At 48.2% G+C, this 20,939-nt stretch carries 15 protein-coding genes; 13 read left to right on the top strand and 2 right to left on the bottom strand.

What is annotated here, in order from left to right; all coding sequences use genetic code 11:
- The first annotated feature begins 191 nt into the window (after positions 1-191).
- The 4 genes from NSQ12_RS17070 to spsC all read left to right on the top strand — a co-directional run bounded on the left by NSQ12_RS17070 (position 192) and on the right by spsC (position 2,862).
- On the top strand, positions 192-1,412 hold the full coding sequence (locus NSQ12_RS17070) for an NAD(P)/FAD-dependent oxidoreductase (RefSeq protein ID WP_010886605.1): 1,221 nt from the start codon (positions 192-194) through the stop codon (positions 1,410-1,412).
- Between the two features lie 172 nt (positions 1,413-1,584).
- Positions 1,585-1,728 carry a YuiA family protein gene (locus tag NSQ12_RS17065; protein WP_003243733.1) on the top strand — a complete coding sequence of 48 codons (144 nt, stop codon included), beginning with the start codon at positions 1,585-1,587 and terminating at the stop codon, positions 1,726-1,728.
- 53 nt (positions 1,729-1,781) lie between these two features.
- Complete coding sequence (locus NSQ12_RS17060; protein WP_003243877.1) at positions 1,782-2,102, top strand: YuiB family protein; 321 nt, start codon at positions 1,782-1,784, stop codon at positions 2,100-2,102.
- A gap of 103 nt (positions 2,103-2,205) precedes the next feature.
- Complete coding sequence (gene spsC / locus NSQ12_RS17055) at positions 2,206-2,862, top strand: stationary phase survival protein SpsC (protein WP_072175151.1); 657 nt, start codon at positions 2,206-2,208, stop codon at positions 2,860-2,862.
- A 29-nt stretch (positions 2,863-2,891) separates the two neighbouring features.
- Here the strand turns inward: spsC and NSQ12_RS17050 are convergent, their stop codons facing one another.
- Complete coding sequence (locus NSQ12_RS17050; protein ID WP_003244337.1) at positions 2,892-3,368, bottom strand: divergent PAP2 family protein; 477 nt, start codon at positions 3,366-3,368, stop codon at positions 2,892-2,894.
- A gap of 157 nt (positions 3,369-3,525) precedes the next feature.
- Between NSQ12_RS17050 and NSQ12_RS17045 the strand changes: the two genes are divergently transcribed.
- Together NSQ12_RS17045 and NSQ12_RS17040 are read left to right on the top strand one after the other, a co-directional pair.
- On the top strand, positions 3,526-5,028 hold the full coding sequence (locus NSQ12_RS17045; protein ID WP_339175225.1) for a leucyl aminopeptidase: 1,503 nt from the start codon (positions 3,526-3,528) through the stop codon (positions 5,026-5,028).
- Positions 5,029-5,175: 147 nt separating this feature from the next.
- Complete coding sequence (locus NSQ12_RS17040; RefSeq protein WP_003228736.1) at positions 5,176-6,504, top strand: Na+/H+ antiporter family protein; 1,329 nt, start codon at positions 5,176-5,178, stop codon at positions 6,502-6,504.
- A gap of 69 nt (positions 6,505-6,573) precedes the next feature.
- Here the strand turns inward: NSQ12_RS17040 and NSQ12_RS17035 are convergent, their stop codons facing one another.
- Positions 6,574-7,176 carry a BioY family transporter gene (locus tag NSQ12_RS17035; RefSeq protein WP_003228737.1) on the bottom strand — a complete coding sequence of 201 codons (603 nt, stop codon included), beginning with the start codon at positions 7,174-7,176 and terminating at the stop codon, positions 6,574-6,576.
- Between the two features lie 100 nt (positions 7,177-7,276).
- Between NSQ12_RS17035 and NSQ12_RS17030 the strand changes: the two genes are divergently transcribed.
- The 7 genes from NSQ12_RS17030 to dhbF all read left to right on the top strand — a co-directional run bounded on the left by NSQ12_RS17030 (position 7,277) and on the right by dhbF (position 20,939).
- Entirely contained in the window at positions 7,277-7,873 is a 597-nt protein-coding gene (locus NSQ12_RS17030) for a sulfite oxidase-like oxidoreductase (RefSeq protein ID WP_003228739.1), read from the top strand.
- A gap of 213 nt (positions 7,874-8,086) precedes the next feature.
- The gene (gene besA, locus NSQ12_RS17025) at positions 8,087-8,956 is read left to right on the top strand and encodes a ferri-bacillibactin esterase BesA (protein ID WP_015714637.1); all 870 of its coding nucleotides are present in this window, start codon (positions 8,087-8,089) and stop codon (positions 8,954-8,956) included.
- Between the two features lie 193 nt (positions 8,957-9,149).
- Positions 9,150-9,935, top strand: a complete 786-nt coding sequence (locus tag NSQ12_RS17020; RefSeq protein ID WP_014480725.1) for a 2,3-dihydro-2,3-dihydroxybenzoate dehydrogenase — start codon at positions 9,150-9,152, stop codon at positions 9,933-9,935.
- Positions 9,936-9,960: 25 nt separating this feature from the next.
- Positions 9,961-11,157, top strand: coding sequence for an isochorismate synthase DhbC (gene dhbC / locus NSQ12_RS17015; RefSeq protein WP_339175222.1), 1,197 nt, complete (start codon positions 9,961-9,963; stop codon positions 11,155-11,157).
- 28 nt (positions 11,158-11,185) lie between these two features.
- Positions 11,186-12,805, top strand: a complete 1,620-nt coding sequence (locus NSQ12_RS17010; protein WP_003228746.1) for a (2,3-dihydroxybenzoyl)adenylate synthase — start codon at positions 11,186-11,188, stop codon at positions 12,803-12,805.
- Between the two features lie 27 nt (positions 12,806-12,832).
- Positions 12,833-13,771: an isochorismatase gene (locus NSQ12_RS17005; protein ID WP_019712935.1), complete on the top strand. Its 939-nt coding sequence runs from the start codon at positions 12,833-12,835 to the stop codon at positions 13,769-13,771.
- A gap of 19 nt (positions 13,772-13,790) precedes the next feature.
- The gene (gene dhbF / locus NSQ12_RS17000; protein ID WP_339175219.1) at positions 13,791-20,939 is read left to right on the top strand and encodes a non-ribosomal peptide synthetase DhbF; all 7,149 of its coding nucleotides are present in this window, start codon (positions 13,791-13,793) and stop codon (positions 20,937-20,939) included.

Genomic DNA, 20,939 nt, shown 5'->3' with positions numbered 1-20,939 from the left:
ACCAAATGAAATGATCTTTTTCTGAATGTTTCTTGGGCCAGCCGGATAAACATGATAATAGTGCTACGGGTAAGGACTTCACAAAAAACTTTTCAATATATTTCATAAAATCCCGCCAATAAGCTGAAGCTAACACAAATGATGATTTTATTATGGGTCTAACAAAAGCAAAAAAAGAGAAGGTGGATGTGATGGCATTGAATAAGCCCAAAATCGTGATTTTAGGTGCAGGATATGGCGGATTGATGACGGTGACAAGGCTGACGAAGTATGTCGGGCCGAATGATGCTGACATTACGCTTGTAAATAAACACAATTATCATTATGAAACGACATGGATGCATGAAGCGAGCGCGGGTACGCTCCATCATGACCGCTGCCGTTATCAGATAAAAGATGTAATCAACCAGTCACGGGTGAATTTTGTACAGGATACCGTAAAGGCAATCAAAATTGATGAGAAAAAAGTTGTGCTTGCGAATGGAGAACTGCAGTACGATTATTTAGTCATCGGGCTCGGCGCCGTGCCTGAAACGTTCGGCATTAAAGGCTTAAAAGAATATGCGTTTCCGATTGCCAACATCAACACGTCGCGCCTGCTGCGGGAACATATTGAGCTGCAGTTTGCGACTTACAATACGGAAGCGGAAAAACGGCCGGACAGGTTAACGATCGTTGTTGGCGGTGCCGGATTTACGGGAATTGAATTTCTTGGCGAACTGGCTGCTCGCGTGCCGGAGCTCTGTAAGGAATATGACGTTGACAGAAGCCTTGTCCGCATCATTTGTGTGGAAGCAGCGCCGACCGTTTTGCCGGGCTTTGATCCGGAACTTGTTGACTATGCCGTACATTATCTTGAAGAAAACGGAGTTGAGTTCAAGATCGGCACGGCTGTACAAGAATGTACACCGGAAGGAGTCAGAGTCGGCAAAAAAGATGAGGAACCAGAGCAGATCAAATCGCAAACCGTTGTATGGGCGGCAGGTGTCCGCGGTCATCCGATTGTGGAGGAAGCCGGTTTTGAGAATATGCGCGGCCGAGTCAAAGTCAACCCTGATCTCCGCGCCCCGGGACATGACAATGTCTTTATTCTCGGCGACAGCTCGCTGTTTATGAATGAAGATACAGAGCGCCCGTATCCGCCGACTGCGCAAATTGCAATGCAGCAGGGCATAACGGTCGCTAAAAACCTTGGCAGGCTTATTAAAGGCGGAGAGCTTGAGGAATTCAAGCCGGACATTAAGGGAACAGTGGCTTCTCTTGGCGAGCATAACGCGGTTGGGGTTGTTTATGGCAGAAAGCTAAAAGGCACGCCCGCTTCGTTTATGAAAAAAGTCATTGATAACCGCTCGCTGTTTATGATTGGCGGACTCGGACTGACATTGAAAAAAGGCAAGTTCAAGTTTTTCTAAAAACCCGCGGAAGCGGGTTTTCTTTATTAAAAAACGCCAAAATAAAAAGAGAACGAGAGGAAAATAAGTATGTTTCCGCTTACATCAAAAGATTTGTCACATGATCTGACTTTATTGTTGACAGCTTGATATGATATATTATCAGAAAATTAAGAAAAAGGGTGATGATTAGATGAAAACTGCAACGACAACCGCTTCACATGCATGCCCATTTTGTTCAGGAAAAGGATATTTTCAATTGATTCTCGGCGGTTCAGAGACTTGTCCGTCTTGCCAGGGGACAGGAAAAGACAGTCATTCTTTTTCCAGCCGTTGACTTTATTTCAGCCCCCGCGTTACACTAAAAACAACGCAGGGGGGTGGAATAGGTTGATTAGTCTGCCAGTCGTAATCATCTCAATTGTTTTGTTTTTTGTCTTGTTTTTTGGAATCGGTTTCTTATTAAACATGCTGCTGAGAATGTCTTGGATTATGGCTGTGATTTATCCAATTGTATGCCTTTTCATTATCAGCAAAGAAAAGCTGATCAGCTATGTCCAGTCGCCGGGAGAATCCTTTGCCAGTCTGTTTCATCGTGTCTTATCATTAGCGGCTGCTGATGTGCTGATTTTAGTCAGCGGTTTGGCCGGCGCCATCGTGTCCGGTATAGCGATCAACATGCTCAGAAAAAGAGGATATCAAATGTTTTAAATGCCGCTTTCTTCTAAAGAAAGCTTTTTTTATGCGTTCAGCTCATTCACCATTTTGAATAATGCTCTCTCCACTTGGGAACAATGATTCGGAGGAGAGGTGAATGATGTTGAATATGATCAGACGTTTGCTGATGACCTGTTTATTTCTGCTTGCATTTGGCACGACATTTTTATCAGTGTCAGGAATTGAAGCGAAGGACTTGTCAAAATGGGTGCAGGAACATCAGGAAAAGCACTTGAAGCATGCAGGACTGACATTAAAAGCATTGCAGCAGAAACAAACACAAACCACGTCCGCGGCTGAGGATAAAACAAAACCGTTAGAAGAGGCATTTGATTGGGATGAATATCCAGTCCAAAGAGTAACAGCAACAGGCTACACAGCAGGAGCTGAGTCGACGGGCAAAAATCCCGGTGATCCATTATACGGGCTTACATATTCAGGTGTGAAAGTGAAACGGGATTTATATTCCACGGTTGCTGCTGACCCGTCCGTTTTCCCGATCGGAACAATTTTATTCATTCCGAACTACGGTCTCGGAGTTGTGGCCGACACAGGATCAGCTATTAAGGGAAACCGCCTTGATCTGTACTTTGAGACAGTCAAAGATGTATACAATGAATGGGGCAAAAAAACCCTTGATGTATATGTGATTAAAAAGGGAACGGGAAAGATTACCGAGGATGAGCTTGAGAAGCTCAATGAAACAAAATCTTTGCAAGTGTTCAGAAATCAATATAAAACTGTGAAAGAATAAAACGCTCCAGCGAAAGCAGGAGCGTTTTTTTACATGAAAAAGTAAGCGAGTACCAATGTCAGTAAAATACCTGTTAATCCTCCGAAAAAGACTTCGATCGGCTGATGTCCGAGAAGCTCTTTCAGCTTTTTTTGCTTTTCTTTCTCTGCAGCCTTAGGGAAGTCCTTCGCTTCATTTACGAAACGGTTAAAATCAATGACAAGCTTATTAATGACTGTTGCCTGCTCACCGGCGTGGCGTCTGACGCCAGTTGCGTCAAACATGGTTATGACGGCGAAAATGGCGGAAACCGCAAAGAGTGAGGAGTCTAATCCATGCTCCAAGGCTACGCCTGTTGAAAGTGCAGTGACCGCTGCGGAGTGAGAGCTGGGCATGCCGCCTGTGCTTGTGACCAGCGACCAGTCCAGTTTTCTGGACACGATAAACTGTATGGGCACTTTGATGACCTGAGCAAAAATAATTGCGGCCAGGCTTGATAATAAAGGAAAATTCGTTAAAAGTTCCATCGGCGACATCCTTTCTATTTGAAAAATCCTTCGTGTTTCAAAAGAAAAAAGCAAGTCTTAGACTGTTGTTTGTTAAAATAAGTATAGTGGAAAGAATGTTTTTCCTATTATACCATTGTTCATTACAAATACCCATTACGTTAGGAGTGTAAGCCTCATGTTTTATGCGGTTCAACAATCAGAGCATACAGAAACCCTTGTGGTCGGGCTTTTTCAAAAAAGCCAGCTGACAGGAAAAGCGTTGGAAATTGATGAAATGCTCGAAGGCCATCTGACACAGCTTTTAAAAGAGGGTGATGTCTCTGCGAAACCGAATCAAGTATCAAAAGTATTCCCTCCATCTTCTGCGGGTATGAAACGGATTTATTTCGTTGGTCTGGGGAGAGAAGCAAATTATTCGTTTGAACAGGTGAAGGAACGTTTTGCTCATGTTTTTCAAGCCATTCATAAAGATCGAAAACAAGAAACTGCTGTTCTGCTTGATACGTTTATTTCGGAAGACGTGCCTCCAGCCGATGCCGCTCATGCTTTAGCTGAGAGCTGCCTGCTTGCTTCCTATGAGGTGCAGGATTATAAGCACAAATCAAATGAGCCTGACAAACAAATTGAAGCCGTGTATGTTGTAACAGATGAAGATACACAGGAAGTGCAGGCAGGGCTTCGCGTCGGCCAGGCATACGGACAAGGGACAAATTCGGCTAGAACGCTGGTGAATATGCCGGGAAACATGCTGACAGCGACTGACCTCGCTTCGTATGCTGAAGAGCTTGCGGCGAAATATGATTTTGAGTGTGAGATATTGGAGAAATCAGAGATGGAAGAGCTCGGTATGGGCGGAATACTTGCGGTAAACCAAGGCTCCACCGAACCGCCGAAAATGATTGTGTTGAAATATCAGGGCAAAAAGGAATGGGAAGACGTCGTCGGACTAGTCGGGAAAGGAATTACCTTTGACACAGGCGGCTACTCCATTAAAACGAAATCTGGAATTGTCGGCATGAAATCAGATATGGGAGGAGCAGCTGCGGTTCTCGGGGCTATGGAAACGATCGGAGAGCTTCGTCCTGAGCAAAACGTGCTGTGCGTTATTCCATCAACCGATAATATGATCTCCGGCGGGGCCATGAAGCCGGATGACGTGATCGTATCTTTAAGCGGAAAAACAATAGAAATCCTTAATACGGATGCTGAAGGAAGGCTAGTGCTTGCAGATGGCATTACATACGCGAAACAGCATGGCGCGTCAGTTCTTGTCGATGTAGCTACGCTTACCGGCGGCGTCGTTGTGGCATTAGGAACAGAAACAACCGGTGCAATGACAAATGATCAAAGCTTTTACCAGCAGGTAGCTGATGCTGCACAAGAGTGCGGCGAGGCGATCTGGCAGCTGCCGATAACAGAGAAGGATAAAAAACGCGTGAAAAGCAGCCAAATGGCGGATCTCAGCAATTCGCCGGGACGCGAAGGGCATGCGATTATGGCTGGAACGTTTCTTGGTGAATTCGCTGAGTCAACACCTTGGGTTCACCTTGATATTGCAGGAACAGCGACTGCCAATAAAGCAACCTGCTTCGGGCCGGCCGGGGCTACTGGCGTTATGGCAAGAACACTGGCTACACTTGCGGAGCGATTTACATTGGAAGAAGATAAAAACGAGTAATGAAAAATCCCTGCTGTATGATGAGGCAGGGATTTTTTTCTTCTGGAATCTTTAGTTGACTAAAGTGGATCGGTTATGATACGATACGTTTGTACTTTATTTATCTACTACATTAGCAAACTAAAGGGTTTTTGGAGGGGTATCATCATGAATGCAGTCGTCATCGCAGTCCTGCTTATGCTTGTATTAAGCCTGCTGCGTGTCAATATTGTTATCGCATTAATTATAGGCGCCTTGGCCGGCGGGTTAACAGGCGGGCTCGGTCTTGGCGAAACGGTTAAAGCTTTCACAGACGGTCTCGGCGGAAATGCCACCGTTGCAGTTAGCTATGCCATGCTTGGCGCGTTTGCCGCCGCTTTGACGAAAACGGGTCTTCCGGACGCAATGGTGGAAGCCTCCGTTAAATTAATCGGAAATAAAGAAGATTCTCGAAAAAAAGCACTGTCTAAGGTGCTGATTGTGCTGATTATTTTAATTGTATCTTGTTTTTCGCAAAACGTCGTTCCGGTTCACATCGCGTTTATTCCGGTGCTGATTCCGCCGCTTTTGAAAATCTTTAATGAACTTGAAATGGACCGCCGTCTGATCGCGTGTGTAATTACATTTGGCTTAACGGCTCCTTATATTTTGCTTCCGGTCGGTTTCGGCCAAATCTTCCAAGGCATGCTGAAGGACAATATGGCGGATGCCGGGTTAAACGTTCCGCTTGCTGATATTCCGTACGCACTGATTATTCCAGTTGCAGGTATGGTTGTCGGCCTTATTTTATCAGTGATCGTATACCGTAAACCGAAACAATATGAAACAAAAGACATTTCAGGTGCAGAAGCATCGCCATATACGAGAAAAAGTATTGGTATCGCGGTTCTAGCCATTGTTGTGTCACTCGGCGTCCAGCTTTACTTATCTCAGACTTTGGGAGTAGAAGGAATGATTATGGGGGCGCTCGCTGGTCTGATTGTTCTGTTTGTCAGCGGTGTGATGAAGCGTGATGAAGCGGACTCACTGATTACTGATGGAATGGTTTTAATGGCCTTTATCGGCTTTGTCATGCTTGTTGCAGCCGGGTTTTCAAACGTATTGACGAAAACCGGGGATGTCGAGTCACTGGTCAAAACGTCAGCTGGTTTTATCGGACACAGTCAGTCCTTGGGCGCATTGCTGATGCTCATTGTCGGCTTATTAATTACAATGGGGATCGGATCTTCTTTTGCGACCATTCCTGTTATCACAACCATTTTCGTGCCTCTATGCATGCAGCTTGGATTCAGCCCGATGGCAACGATTGCGATTATCGGGGCTGCTGCTGCGCTTGGCGATGCCGGTTCACCTGCCAGTGACAGTACGCTTGGGCCGACTTCAGGTTTGAGTGCGGACGGCCAGCATCACCACATTTGGGATACTTGTGTGCCGACATTTATATTTTATAATATTCCGCTTGTCATCTTTGGCTGGATTGCAGCGCTTGTTTTATAGGAAAAAGGCTCCCCTTTACTGGGGAGCCTTTTCTCGTTATGATAAAAAAACCGTCCAATAGAACGGTTTTTACGTAGATGATATGTGATTTCTGTTAAAGCCGGTTGCTTTATGAATAGAGCGGTAGATTGCTGGTGCGATAAACGACAGTATCACAGCCAGCGCTGTATCTTTTACCATAAACCAAATCATAAAGCCCCAAGCCGTGCCGTAGCTCACTGGCGTATGAATCCACAGCTTCAGTGCAAGATACATATAGGTAGTGCCGATGAGATACATGATCGCCGTTCCGATAAGTGAAGCAATGAGAAATCGAATTTTACTTGGCTGAATGTTTCGTTCTAAAAACCATCCCGCTGCAAATGCTGCCGGAATGTATGAGATAATAAACCCGCCGCTTTTCCCTGCAAACGGTGCGAAGCCTGCTGAAAATTGAGCAAACACAGGCGCTCCGGCCAATCCCACAAGTGCATATACAATCATGGCAATCGCTGCTCGTTTGCTGCCAAGAAGCAAAGCTGCCAAGAGACAGAAAAACGGCTGCATCGAAAGCGGAATGCCGGCTACTTGTAAAAAGGGTGCTACTGATGTAATGTTGGCCCCGACAGCCATAAGTGCGGCGAACATGCCAATCAGCGCCATATCTCCCGCACGAAGTTTACGTTGTTTCATCGTTGTTCCCCCTTAGGTTGACATACACAATCATAGAGTAATAAAGAACAAAAAGATTGTCAACATGATTTTAAATTAGGTTAACAAAAAGGAGGCCCATATGTATTTCGGAAAAACAAGACAGTCCGATCAATCTGGAAGAGTGCCGCCAAATCAAAACGTCACCACTTCATTTCCTGTGCTTCATACCGGAGATGTCCCATATTACGAAGATATGACGAAATGGAATCTTCAAGTATACGGTTTGGTTGACCATCCGATGCTGCTAAGCTTTGAAGATGTCAAAGCCTTTCCACGGTATGAATCGAAAAACGACATTCATTGCGTCACGGGATGGTCAAGGCTTGATAATGTGTGGCAAGGCGTGCGGGCTTGTGATATAGCGGAAAAAGCGGGTGTAAAAGAAGAAGCGGGCTACGTCATTTTACATGCTGAAGAGGGCTGGACGACCAATCTGCCGCTTGATGATTTCTTAGCGGAAACTTCCCTTCTGGCTTATGCGCATAATGGCGAACCTTTAACCCCTGAACACGGCTTTCCGCTGCGGGGTGTATTTCCGCATCTATATTTTTGGAAAAGCGCCAAGTGGCTGCGCGGCATCCAATTTACGAAAGAAAATCACCCTGGCTTTTGGGAGCGGAATGGCTATCACATGAGAGGCGACCCTTGGCAAAATCAAAGGTTTACATGGGATTAAGGTTCTATTTCAAATAGGACAATACGCATCTTTATTAGGTTTTTACTTCCATATTGATAGTCTGCAGGTACCTTATTTGATCAAGGTACCTTTTTTATTCGGGAAAAAGTTGACTTTCTTTGGAAGAAAACCTATTATTTGAGGTGTCTAGTTGATAGTGAAAATCATTATCATACATTGCGGTTTAGTTTAAGGAGAGGAATGTCGTACTGCATGAAAGAACAAACAACAGACCGGACAAATGGCGGGACATCAAACGCATTTACGATTCCTGGTACGGAAGTGCGTATGATGTCTTCACGCAATGAAAACCGTACCTATCACATTTTTATCTCGAAACCTAGTACGCCGCCGCCACCCGCTGGTTATCCTGTGATTTATCTGCTGGATGCCAATTCTGTCTTCGGAACGATGACGGAAGCCGTTCGAATACAGGGACGCCGACCCGAAAAAACCGGGGTGATCCCTGCAGTGATCGTCGGCATTGGCTATGAGACAGCGGAGCCGTTCTCCTCAGCACGCCACCGGGATTTTACAATGCCAACAGCCCAATCGAAGCTGCCGGAAAGGCCCGACGGCAGAGAATGGCCGGAGCATGGCGGAGCAGAGGGCTTTTTCAGATTTATTGAAGAGGATTTAAAACCGGAGATAGAACGAGATTACCAGATTGATAAAAAAAGACAAACAATCTTTGGCCATTCGCTCGGAGGGCTTTTCGTGCTGCAGGTGCTGCTAACAAAGCCCGATGCGTTTCAAACGTATATCGCAGGAAGTCCGTCCATTCATTGGAATAAACCGTTTATTCTCGAGAAAACGGACCATTTCGTCTCTCTCACCAAGAAAAACAATCAGCCTATCAATATCCTGCTTGCCGCAGGAGAATTAGAGCAGCATCATAAAAGCCGGATGAATGATAATGCAAGGGAGCTTTATGAGCGGCTGGCCGTTTTATCTGAACAAGGCATACGAGCAGAATTTTGCGAGTTTTCAGGAGAAGGACATATTTCAGTTCTTCCTGTTTTGGTCAGCAGGGCGCTGCGTTTTGCGCTTCACCCTGACGGACCGCATCTATCAATGGGCTGAGATATACTCAGCCTTGCCTTTAAAAAAATATTTGTCACTGAAATTATATTTGACTGTCACATGACATTTGGATATGATTATTTTTATAATTGATAATGATAATCATTATCAATAGATTGCGTTTTTCAAGGCGCAGCAGTCTTTTTCGCTGGATGTCTGTTCGGCATTTAGAGCGAAGAAAGGAATTGATGATATGAATGCAAAGAGTATAGAGGGAAAAATTGCTTTTATAACAGGGGCTGCCCAAGGAATAGGCGAAGCTGTTGCGCGGACGCTTGCCAGTCAAGGCGCACATATTGCGGCAGTTGATTATAATCCTGAAAAGCTGGAAAAGGTTGTGAGCAGCCTCAAAGCAGAAGGCCGCCATGCAGAAGCTTTTCCTGCGGATGTGAGAGACAGCGCGGCGATTGACGAGATCACGGCGCGCATCGAACGTGAAATGGGGCCGATTGATATTTTAGTGAATGTAGCGGGTGTCCTTCGCCCGGGACTGATCCATTCGCTTAGCGATGAGGAATGGGAGGCGACGTTCTCAGTGAATTCGACTGGCGTATTTAACGCCTCGCGTTCAGTCAGCAAATATATGATGGACCGAAGATCAGGTTCGATTGTAACAGTCGGATCGAATGCTGCCGGTGTACCAAGAACATCTATGGCGGCATATGCGTCCTCAAAGGCTGCGGCTGTGATGTTTACGAAATGCCTTGGTCTTGAGCTTGCAGAATACAATATTCGCTGCAACATTGTATCTCCCGGATCAACGGAAACAGACATGCAGTGGTCATTATGGGCCGACGAGAATGGAGCGGAGCAAGTCATAAAAGGATCACTTGAGACATTTAAAACAGGGATCCCGCTCAAAAAACTAGCCAAGCCTTCGGATATTGCGGATGCGGTGCTCTTTTTGGTTTCTGGCCAGGCAGGGCATATTACGATGCATAATTTATGCGTAGATGGCGGCGCGACCTTAGGCGTGTAACTGAATTTAAAGGAGGTTCATGAGAATGTTGGATCAAAACGTTATAACAGAAACAAAAGCGGAGCATTTGCTTCATGAATATCAGCCGGGCGCCTTTTTCTTAGCGTCTCCTCATCGTGTACTGTTAGCGAAAGGCATATGTGAAATCGTACCGGAGGCAGACGGGCAAAACCAAATGGAAACCCTTTCTGGCCGAATTGCAGAGGCGTTACGTCAGGCAAAACAATCAGGGCAAAACCGGCCGCTTGTTGTCGGGGCCGTTCCTTTTGATCAAGTAAAAGCAGCGCGGCTCGTTGTACCTGAAGAAGTGCGCTGGTCAGGACCGCTTCAATTTGATCATGAGGAAAAGGAACAGCAGGCTGGGCATACATACCACATAAAGCCTGTTCCTGAACCTGAGGATTATAAAAATGGTGTTGAACAAGGGCTGGCGCGCATTGCCGATGGAACACTCAGCAAAATCGTCCTGTCCAGATCGCTGCATTTGACATCGCCTGAACCGATTCAGACGGATGAATTGCTTCGCCATCTGGCTCAGCATAACACGCATGGCTACACGTTTGCCACAGACGTGTCCAGTCAGGAGGAAACGTCTCCCCGCCGAACATTGCTCGGAGCAAGTCCGGAGCTTCTCGTTTCAAGGATGGGAACACAGGTCGTTTCCAACCCATTAGCCGGCTCAAGGCCGCGCAGTAATGATCCTGTTGAAGACCAGCGCCGGGCAGCTGAATTGCTTTCTTCCGCAAAGGATCTTCATGAGCACGCGGTTGTCGCTGACGCGGTTGCGGCAGCGCTGAGACCTTTCTGCCGGACGCTAGAGGTTCCGGAGAAGCCTTCACTGATCAAAACGGAAACGATGTGGCACCTGTCCAGCGTGATTAAGGGAGAGCTTTCCGACCCGTCTGTAACCGCACTTGAATTGGCGGCGGCTCTCCACCCGACGCCAGCAGTCTGCGGAACACCGACTGATCTTGCAAGAGAAGCGATTCTCAGCATTGAACCATTTGACCGCGGTTTCTTTACCGGCATGGTCGGATGGTGTGACGATGCCGGTGACGGAGAATGGATCGTGACCATCCGTTGTGCAGAAGCAGAAGAACGCTCTCTCCGCCTGTATGCTGGAGCTGGTGTTGTGGCCGGTTCAAAGCCCGAGGACGAGCTTCAGGAGACGTCCGCAAAGTTTCGGACAATGCTGCGGGCAATGGGCGTGGATCACATATGAACAGAATGAATTGCTGGAGGGATGCAACATGCTGAAAGGATTTACGCCTTGGCCTGATGAGTTAGCTAAGACCTATCGAAAGAACGGCTGCTGGGCCGGTGAGACGTTTGGAGATTTGTTAAGGGACCGGGCAGCCAAATATGGTGATCGCATTGCCATTACATGCGGAAACACCCATTGGAGCTATCGAGAGCTTGACACAAGAGCTGATCGCCTGGCTGCCGGATTTCAAAAGCTCGGCATTCAACAGATGGATCGTGTTGTGGTGCAGCTGCCAAATATCAAAGAGTTTTTTGAAGTCATTTTCGCGCTTTTCCGTCTGGGGGCGCTTCCAGTCTTCGCACTGCCTTCTCATCGAAGCAGTGAAATTACATATTTTTGCGAGTTTGCTGAAGCGGCTGCATATATCATTCCCGACGCTTATTCCGGTTTTGACTACCGTTCGCTTGCCAGACAGGTTCAAAGCAAGCTGCCGACTTTGAAAAACATCATTGTCGCAGGTGAGGCAGAGGAATTTTTGCCGCTGGAGGATTTGCATGCAGAACCTGTAAAACTGCCTGAAGTCAAATCTTCGGATGTGGCGTTCCTCCAGCTTTCTGGCGGGAGCACCGGGCTATCGAAACTGATTCCGAGGACCCACGATGACTACATATACAGCCTGAAGCGGAGTGTGGAGGTCTGCTGGCTCGACCACAGCACGGTGTACTTGGCCGCGCTGCCGATGGCACACAATTATCCGCTGAGCTCACCCGGCGTTCTCGGCGTATTATACGCTGGAGGAAGAGTGGTATTATCTCCTTCTCCAAGTCCAGATGACGCATTTCCTTTAATTGAACGGGAAAAGGTCACGATAACCGCTCTTGTTCCGCCTCTTGCGATGGTATGGATGGATGCGGCATCCTCACGCCGTGATGATTTATCCAGCCTTCAAGTGCTGCAGGTCGGCGGTGCCAAGTTTAGTGCTGAAGCCGCGCGCAGGGTAAAAGCTGTTTTCGGCTGCACGCTGCAGCAGGTGTTCGGAATGGCAGAGGGTCTCGTCAATTATACGAGATTGGATGATCCTGAGGAGATCATTGTCAACACCCAAGGAAAACCGATGTCTCCATATGATGAAGTGCGTGTTTGGGATGATCATGATCGCGACGTAAAACCTGGTGAAACAGGCCATCTGCTGACGCGGGGACCGTATACAATTCGAGGTTACTATAAGGCGGAAGAGCATAATGCCGCTTCATTTACTGAGGATGGTTTTTACCGTACGGGTGATATCGTCAGGCTGACACGAGACGGCTATATTGTCGTTGAAGGCCGGGCGAAGGATCAAATTAACCGTGGAGGAGAAAAGGTTGCGGCTGAAGAGGTGGAAAATCATCTGCTGGCGCATCCGGCTGTCCATGATGCGGCAATGGTCTCCATGCCTGATCAATTTCTTGGCGAAAGATCTTGTGTGTTCATTATTCCCCGGGATGAAGCCCCAAAAGCCGCAGAGCTCAAAGCATTTTTGAGAGAGCGCGGACTGGCGGCATATAAAATCCCTGACCGAGTTGAATTTGTCGAATCCTTTCCGCAAACAGGGGTAGGAAAGGTAAGCAAAAAGGCTCTTCGTGAAGCCATTTCCGAGAAACTTCTTGCAGGGCTAAAAAAATAAAACAACAATTTGAGAGGAAGTGTTCAAATGGCTATACCTGCCATTCAGCCGTATCAAATGCCGACAGCATCTGATATGCCGCAAAACAAAGTATCATGGGTGCCTGATCCGAATCGGGCTGTCTTGTTAATACACGATATGCAAAACTATTTTGTCGATGCTTTCACAGCGGGAGCGTCTCCGGTAATAGAGCTTTCAGCGAATATACGAAAGCTGAAGAATCAATGTGTTCAGCTTGGGATTCCTGTTGTCTATACCGCACAGCCGGGAAGCCAAAATCCGGATGACCGTGCGCTGCTGACAGACTTTTGGGGCCCGGGATTAAACAGCGGTCCTTATGAGGAGAAAATTATAACCGAGCTGGCACCAGAGGATGATGATCTTGTGCTGACAAAATGGAGATACAGCGCGTTTAAGAGAACGAATCTGCTTGAAATGATGCGCAAAGAGGGACGCGATCAGCTGATCATTACAGGAATTTACGCCCATATCGGCTGTCTTGTTACAGCATGTGAAGCATTTATGGAGGATATTAAAGCCTTTTTTGTGGGAGATGCAGTTGCTGATTTTTCATTAGAAAAACATCAAATGGCGCTGGAATATGCGGCTGGACGCTGTGCGTTTACCGTGATGACTGACAGTCTTCTTGATCAGCTGCAGAATGCGCCGGCAGACGTTCAAAAAACGTCAGCAAACACTGGCAAAAAGAACGTGTTTACATGTGAGAATATCCGTAAACAAATTGCTGAGCTTCTACAAGAAACACCGGAAGACATCACAGATCAAGAGGATTTGCTCGATCGTGGTCTTGATTCGGTAAGGATCATGACATTGGTGGAACAATGGCGCCGTGAAGGGGCAGAGGTGACTTTCGTGGAATTGGCTGAACGCCCAACGATCGAAGAATGGCAGAAATTGCTCACAACCCGCAGCCAGCAAGTGCTGCCAAACGCGGATTATTTATAAAAGGAGGGTAAACAAACGGATGCCTGATACAAAAGATCTTCAATATTCTTTGACCGGGGCGCAAACTGGCATATGGTTTGCTCAGCAGCTTGATCCGGACAATCCAATCTACAATACAGCGGAATATATAGAAATCAATGGACCAATCAATATTGCTCTTTTTGAAGAAGCTTTGCGGCACGTGATCAAGGAAGCGGAATCGCTGCATGTCCGCTTCGGTGAAAATATGGACGGGCCTTGGCAGATGATAAACCCGTCTCCGGATGTACAGCTGCACGTCATTGACGTCAGCTCTGAGCCTGATCCGGAAAAAACAGCATTAAACTGGATGAAAGCTGATTTAGCAAAGCCGGTTGATTTAGGGTATGCCCCTTTGTTCAATGAAGCTCTGTTTATTGCCGGGCCTGATCGTTTCTTTTGGTATCAGCGCATTCACCATATAGCGATCGACGGCTTCGGTTTTTCCCTGATAGCCCAGCGTGTGGCAAGTACATATACTGCCCTTATAAAAGGACAAACAGCTAAAAGCCGTTCCTTTGGGTCTCTCCAGGCCATTTTGGAGGAGGATACAGATTATCGCGGATCAGAGCAGTATGAGAAGGATCGTCAATTCTGGCTGGACCGTTTTGCAGATGCACCTGAAGTTGTGAGCTTGGCTGATCGGGCGCCAAGAACATCTAACAGTTTTCTTCGTCATACGGCATATCTGCCTCCGTCTGATGTAAACGCGTTAAAAGAAGCGGCGCGCTATTTCTCAGGAAGCTGGCATGAAGTCATGATTGCGGTGTCAGCTGTTTATGTGCACCGTATGACCGGCTCTGAGGATGTTGTGCTCGGCCTGCCCATGATGGGTCGGATAGGGTCCGCGTCACTGAATGTACCGGCTATGGTGATGAACCTTCTCCCGCTCCGGCTGACGGTAAGCTCTTCGATGAGCTTTTCTGAACTGATTCAGCAAATTTCCCGGGAAATCCGCAGTATTCGGCGACATCATAAGTATCGCCATGAAGAGCTTAGGCGCGATCTGAAATTGATAGGAGAAAATCATAGATTATTTGGCCCTCAAATCAATCTTATGCCGTTTGATTACGGTCTCGACTTTGCCGGCGTCCGGGGCACAACGCATAATCTTTCAGCCGGTCCTGTTGATGATCTATCAATCAATGTATATGACAGAACAGACGGCAGCGGGCTGCGAATTGATGTTGATGCGAATCCCGAGGTATACAGTGAGTCTGATATTAAGCTTCATCAGCAGCGTATTTTGCAGCTGCTGCAAACGGCTTCTGCCGGAGAGGACATGCTGATTGGGCAAATGGAGCTTCTGTTGCCAGAGGAGAAAGAAAAAGTCATTTCTAAATGGAATGAGACGGCAAAATCCGAGAAGCTGGTCAGCCTTCAGGACATGTTCGAAAAGCAGGCAGTTCTTACGCCAGAACGTATCGCTCTCATGTGTGATGACATTCAAGTCAACTATCGAAAGCTCAATGAAGAGGCAAACCGCCTCGCGCGTCTGTTGATCGAAAAAGGGATTGGTCCGGAGCAATTTGTCGCTTTGGCGCTGCCGCGTTCCCCTGAGATGGTGGCTTCAATGCTTGGTGTGCTCAAGACTGGTGCGGCGTATCTCCCCCTTGATCCGGAGTTTCCAGCCGACCGCATTTCTTACATGCTGGAGGATGCGAAACCTTCATGCATCATAACGACTGAGGAAATAGCAGCCAGTCTGCCTGATGACCTGGCTGTACCTGAGCTTGTGCTTGATCAGGCTGTTACACAGGAGATTATAAAACGCTATTCGCCGGAAAATCAGGATGTATCGGTTTCGCTTGACCATCCTGCGTATATCATCTATACCTCAGGATCAACAGGAAGACCGAAGGGAGTCGTTGTGACACAGAAAAGCTTAAGCAATTTTCTGCTGTCTATGCAGGAGGCATTTTCTCTAGGAGAAGAAGACAGGCTGTTGGCTGTGACGACTGTCGCTTTTGATATTTCAGCATTGGAGTTATATCTTCCGCTGATTAGCGGAGCGCAAATCGTGATCGCAAAGAAAGAAACGATCCGTGAGCCGCAGGCATTAGCTCAAATGATTGAAAATTTCGATATTAACATTATGCAGGCGACACCGACACTGTGGCACGCTTTGGTAACGAGTGAACCTGAGAAACTTCGGGGGCTTAGAGTGCTTGTAGGAGGCGAGGCGCTGCCGAGCGGTCTTTTGCAGGCGCTTCAAGACCTTCATTGTTCAGTCACGAACTTATACGGTCCCACTGAAACAACGATTTGGTCTGCCGCAGCTTTTCTTGAAGAAGGGCTGAAGGGCGTTCCTCCGATTGGGAAACCGATTTGGAACACGCAGGTGTATGTGCTTGATAATGGATTGCAGCCGGTGCCGCCGGGCGTTGTCGGAGAGCTTTATATTGCAGGAACCGGCTTGGCCAGAGGTTATTTCCATCGTCCTGATTTAACGGCGGAGCGCTTCGTTGCAGATCCATACGGACCGCCGGGAACTCGGATGTATCGGACCGGAGACCAGGCCCGCTGGCGCGCCGATGGGTCTTTGGATTATATCGGGCGGGCGGATCATCAAATCAAAATTCGCGGATTCCGAATTGAACTTGGAGAAATTGATGCCGTGCTTGCCAATCACCCGCACATTGAACAGGCCGCGGTTGTCGTACGGGAAGATCAGCCGGGAGACAAACGATTGGCGGCTTATGTAGTCGCTGATGCTGCTATTGATACTGCAGAGCTTCGTCGTTATATGGGGGCCAGTCTTCCTGATTATATGGTACCGTCGGCGTTTGTGGAGATGGACGAGCTGCCGTTAACACCTAATGGCAAGCTTGACCGGAAAGCACTGCCGGCACCAGACTTCAGCACATCTGTCAGTGATCGGGCCCCGCGGACTCCTCAGGAAGAGATATTGTGTGACTTGTTTGCAGAGGTTCTCGGTTTGGCACGCGTCGGTATCGATGACAGTTTCTTCGAGCTTGGGGGCCATTCTCTTCTTGCAGCCCGTCTGATGAGCCGCATTCGCGAGGTAATGGGAGCCGAACTTGGTATCGCCAAGCTCTTTGACGAACCGACAGTAGCCGGACTCGCTGCCCATCTTGATTTGGCGCAGAGTGCACGTCCCGCTTTGCAGAGAGCTGAGCGGCCTGAAAAGATCCCGCTCTCATTTGCCCAGCGCCGGCTATGGTTCCTGCATTGTCTGGAAGGACCGAGTCCTACTTATAATATTCCGGTTGCTGTCCGTTTGTCAGGTGAGTTGGATCAAGGATTGCTGAAAGCGGCACTTTATGACCTCGTCCGCCGTCATGAAAGTCTTCGGACGATCTTCCCTGAATCACAGGGGACATCCTATCAGCATATTTTAGATGCCGATCGAGCCTGTCCCGAGTTACATGTTACTGAAATTGCTGAGAAGGAGCTTTCTGATCGGCTTGCCGAAGCTGTACGCTACAGCTTTGATCTTGCAGCTGAACCTGCTTTTCGTGCCGAGCTTTTTGTGATCGGTCCTGACGAGTACGTGCTGCTTCTTCTCGTCCATCATATTGTCGGGGACGGCTGGTCCTTAACACCGCTGACCAGAGACCTTGGGACAGCTTATGCGGCTCGCTGCCACGGACGATCTCCCGAATGGGCGCCTCTTGCTGTGCAGTATGCAGACTATGCGCTTTGGCAGCAAGAACTGCTTGGAAACGAGGATGATCCAAATAGCTTGATTGCCGGACAGCTTGCTTTCTGGAAAGAAACCTTGAAAAACCTGCCTGATCAGCTTGAACTGCCAACCGATTATTCACGTCCGGCTGAGCCGAGTCATGATGGAGATACGATTCATTTTCGTATTGAGCCCGAGTTTCACAAGCGATTGCAGGAGCTGGCTCGCGCAAATAGGGTGAGCCTGTTTATGGTGCTTCAATCCGGTCTCGCCGCTTTATTGACAAGGCTCGGGGCGGGCACCGATATTCCGATCGGCAGTCCGATCGCGGGACGGAATGATGATGCGCTGGGCGATCTTGTAGGGCTGTTCATTAATACATTGGTGCTCAGAACTGATACGTCCGGTGACCCAAGCTTTCGTGAGCTTCTAGACAGAGTACGGGAAGTGAATCTGGCCGCCTATGACAATCAGGATCTGCCGTTTGAGAGACTTGTAGAGGTGCTCAATCCGGCTCGTTCGCGTGCGACGCATCCTTTATTCCAAATCATGCTTGCGTTCCAAAACACACCGGACGCTGAACTGCATCTTCCTGATATGGAGAGCAGCCTGCGAATCAACAGTGTCGGTTCTGCCAAGTTTGATTTGACGCTGGAAATTAGTGAAGATCGCCTTGCTGACGGGACACCAAACGGAATGGAAGGACTGCTTGAATACAGCACTGATCTTTTCAAGCGGGAAACTGCTCAGGCTCTTGCTGACCGATTGATGCGCCTGTTGGAGGCTGCCGAGTCTGATCCTGACGAGCAAATCGGAAATCTGGATATTCTTGCGCCAGAGGAACGCAGCAGCATGGTGACTGATTGGCAAAGTGTATCTGAAAAGATTCCGCACGCATGTTTGCCAGAGCAATTTGAGAAGCAGGCTGCTTTACGTCCTGATGCCATTGCCGTTGTATATGAAAATCAGGCACTGAACTATGCAGAGCTGAATGAAAGAGCAAACCGGCTTGCCCGAATGCTGATTAGTGAAGGTGTCGGGCCGGAGCAATTTGTGGCATTGGCACTGCCCCGATCGTTGGAAATGGCTGTCGGCCTATTGGCGGTGCTAAAAGCCGGGGCTGCTTATCTCCCTCTTGATCCGGATTATCCGGCTGATCGAATTGCTTTTATGCTAAAAGATGCCCAGCCTGCGTTTATCATGACGAACACTAAAGCTGCAAATCACATTCCGCCAGTTGAAAACGTGCCGAAAATCGTGCTGGATGATCCCGAGCTGGCAGAGAAACTAAACACGTACCCTGCAGAGAATCCAAAAAATAAGGATAGGACTCAGCCGCTTTCGCCTTTGAATACGGCGTATGTCATTTATACATCCGGCTCAACAGGTGTTCCAAAAGGTGTGATGATTCCTCACCAAAATGTAACACGTTTATTTGCAGCGACCGAGCACTGGTTCCGTTTCAGCTCAGACGATATCTGGACCATGTTCCATTCCTATGCGTTTGATTTTTCGGTGTGGGAGATCTGGGGTCCTCTGCTGCATGGCGGACGTCTTGTAATCGTGCCTCACCACGTCAGCAGATCGCCAGAAGCGTTTCTGCGCCTGCTTGTCAAAGAGGGGGTGACTGTTCTGAACCAGACACCGTCTGCTTTCTATCAGTTTATGCAGGCGGAACGGGAACAGCCGGATCACGGACAGGCACTCAGTCTGCGCTATGTCATTTTTGGCGGAGAAGCGCTTGAACTCAGCCGTTTAGAGGATTGGTACAACCGCCACCCTGAAAATAGACCGCAGCTTATCAATATGTATGGTATTACAGAAACGACGGTGCATGTGAGCTATATCGAATTAGACCGAAGCATGGCAGCTTTACGGGCAAACAGCTTGATCGGCTGCGGCATTCCCGATCTTGGTGTATACGTGCTGGATGAACGCCTGCAGCCGGTTCCGCCGGGTGTTGCCGGAGAGCTGTATGTATCAGGAGCGGGGTTAGCACGAGGTTATCTAGGCCGGCCTGGTTTAACATCTGAACGCTTCATAGCTGATCCGTTCGGTCCTCCAGGCACTCGGATGTACCGCACTGGGGATGTGGCCCGCCTCCGCACTGACGGTTCTCTCGACTATGTAGGCCGTGCAGACCATCAAGTGAAAATTCGGGGATTCCGGATTGAATTGGGAGAAATTGAAGCCGCGCTTGTTCAGCATCCGCAGCTTGAAGATGCGGCAGTGATCGTTCGTGAGGATCAGCCGGGAGATAAACGGTTAGCAGCTTATGTCATCCCTTCGGAAGAAACATTTGATACGGCGGAACTGCGCAGATATGCTGCTGAGAGACTGCCGGATTACATGGTGCCTGCTGCCTTTGTGACGATGAAAGAATTGCCGCTGACACCGAATGGAAAGCTTGATCGTAAAGCGCTGCCCGCTCCGGATTTCGCAGCGGCAGTGACAGGACGAGGACCGAGAACGCCGCAGGAAGAAATTCTCTGTGACCTCTTTATGGAGGTGCTTCACTTGCCGCGTGTCGGCATTGATGACCGTTTCTTTGATTTAGGCGGACATTCCTTGCTTGCTGTACAGCTCATGAGCCGCATTCGTGAAGCGCTCGGCGTTGAACTCAGCATCGGCAACTTGTTCGAAGCACCTACTGTAGCTGAGCTCGCTGAAAGACTTGAAATGGGATCAAGCCAAAGCGCTCTTGACGTTCTGCTGCCGCTCCGAACAAGCGGAGACAAGCCTCCTTTATTCTGTGTTCATCCAGCAGGGGGACTCAGCTGGTGCTATGCCGGTTTGATGACGAATATAGGAACGGATTATCCGATCTACGGCTTGCAGGCACGGGGAATCGGGCAGCGCGAGGAGCTTCCGAAAACACTTGATGACATGGCTGCCGATTACATTAAACAAATCCGAACGGTCCAGCCGAAAGGCCCGTACCATCTGCTGGGCTGGTCTCTGGGCGGGAATGTCGTTCAAGCGATGGCTACCCAGCTGCAAAATCAAGGAGAAGAAGTATCCCTGTTGGTGATGCTGGACGCCTATCCGAACCACTTCCTTCCTATAAAAGAGGCACCGGATGATGAGGAAGCGCTTATTGCCCTTCTGGCGTTAGGCGGGTACGATCCAGACAGCTTAGGGGACAAACCGCTAGATTTTGAAGCGGCGATTGAGATTCTTCGCCGTGACGGCAGTGCGCTTGCGAGCCTGGATGAAACGGTCATTTTAAATTTGAAGAATACGTATGTCAATTCTGTCGGCATTTTAGGTTCCTATAAGCCGAAAACCTTCCGTGGAAATGTTTTGTTTTTTAGATCAACAATCATTCCTGAATGGTTTGACCCGATTGAACCTGACTCATGGAAGCCTTATATTAACGGACAGATTGAACAAATCGACATCGACTGCCGTCATAAAGATTTATGTCAGCCGGAACCTCTGGCTCAAATCGGCAAGGTTCTCGCTGTCAAATTGGAAGAGTTGAATAAATGGGAGGAGAAATAG

The sequence above is a fragment of the Bacillus sp. PS95 genome (assembly GCF_037963565.1).
GTDB lineage: Bacteria > Bacillota > Bacilli > Bacillales > Bacillaceae > Bacillus > Bacillus subtilis.
This window is presented reverse-complemented; position numbering and strand designations above follow the sequence as displayed.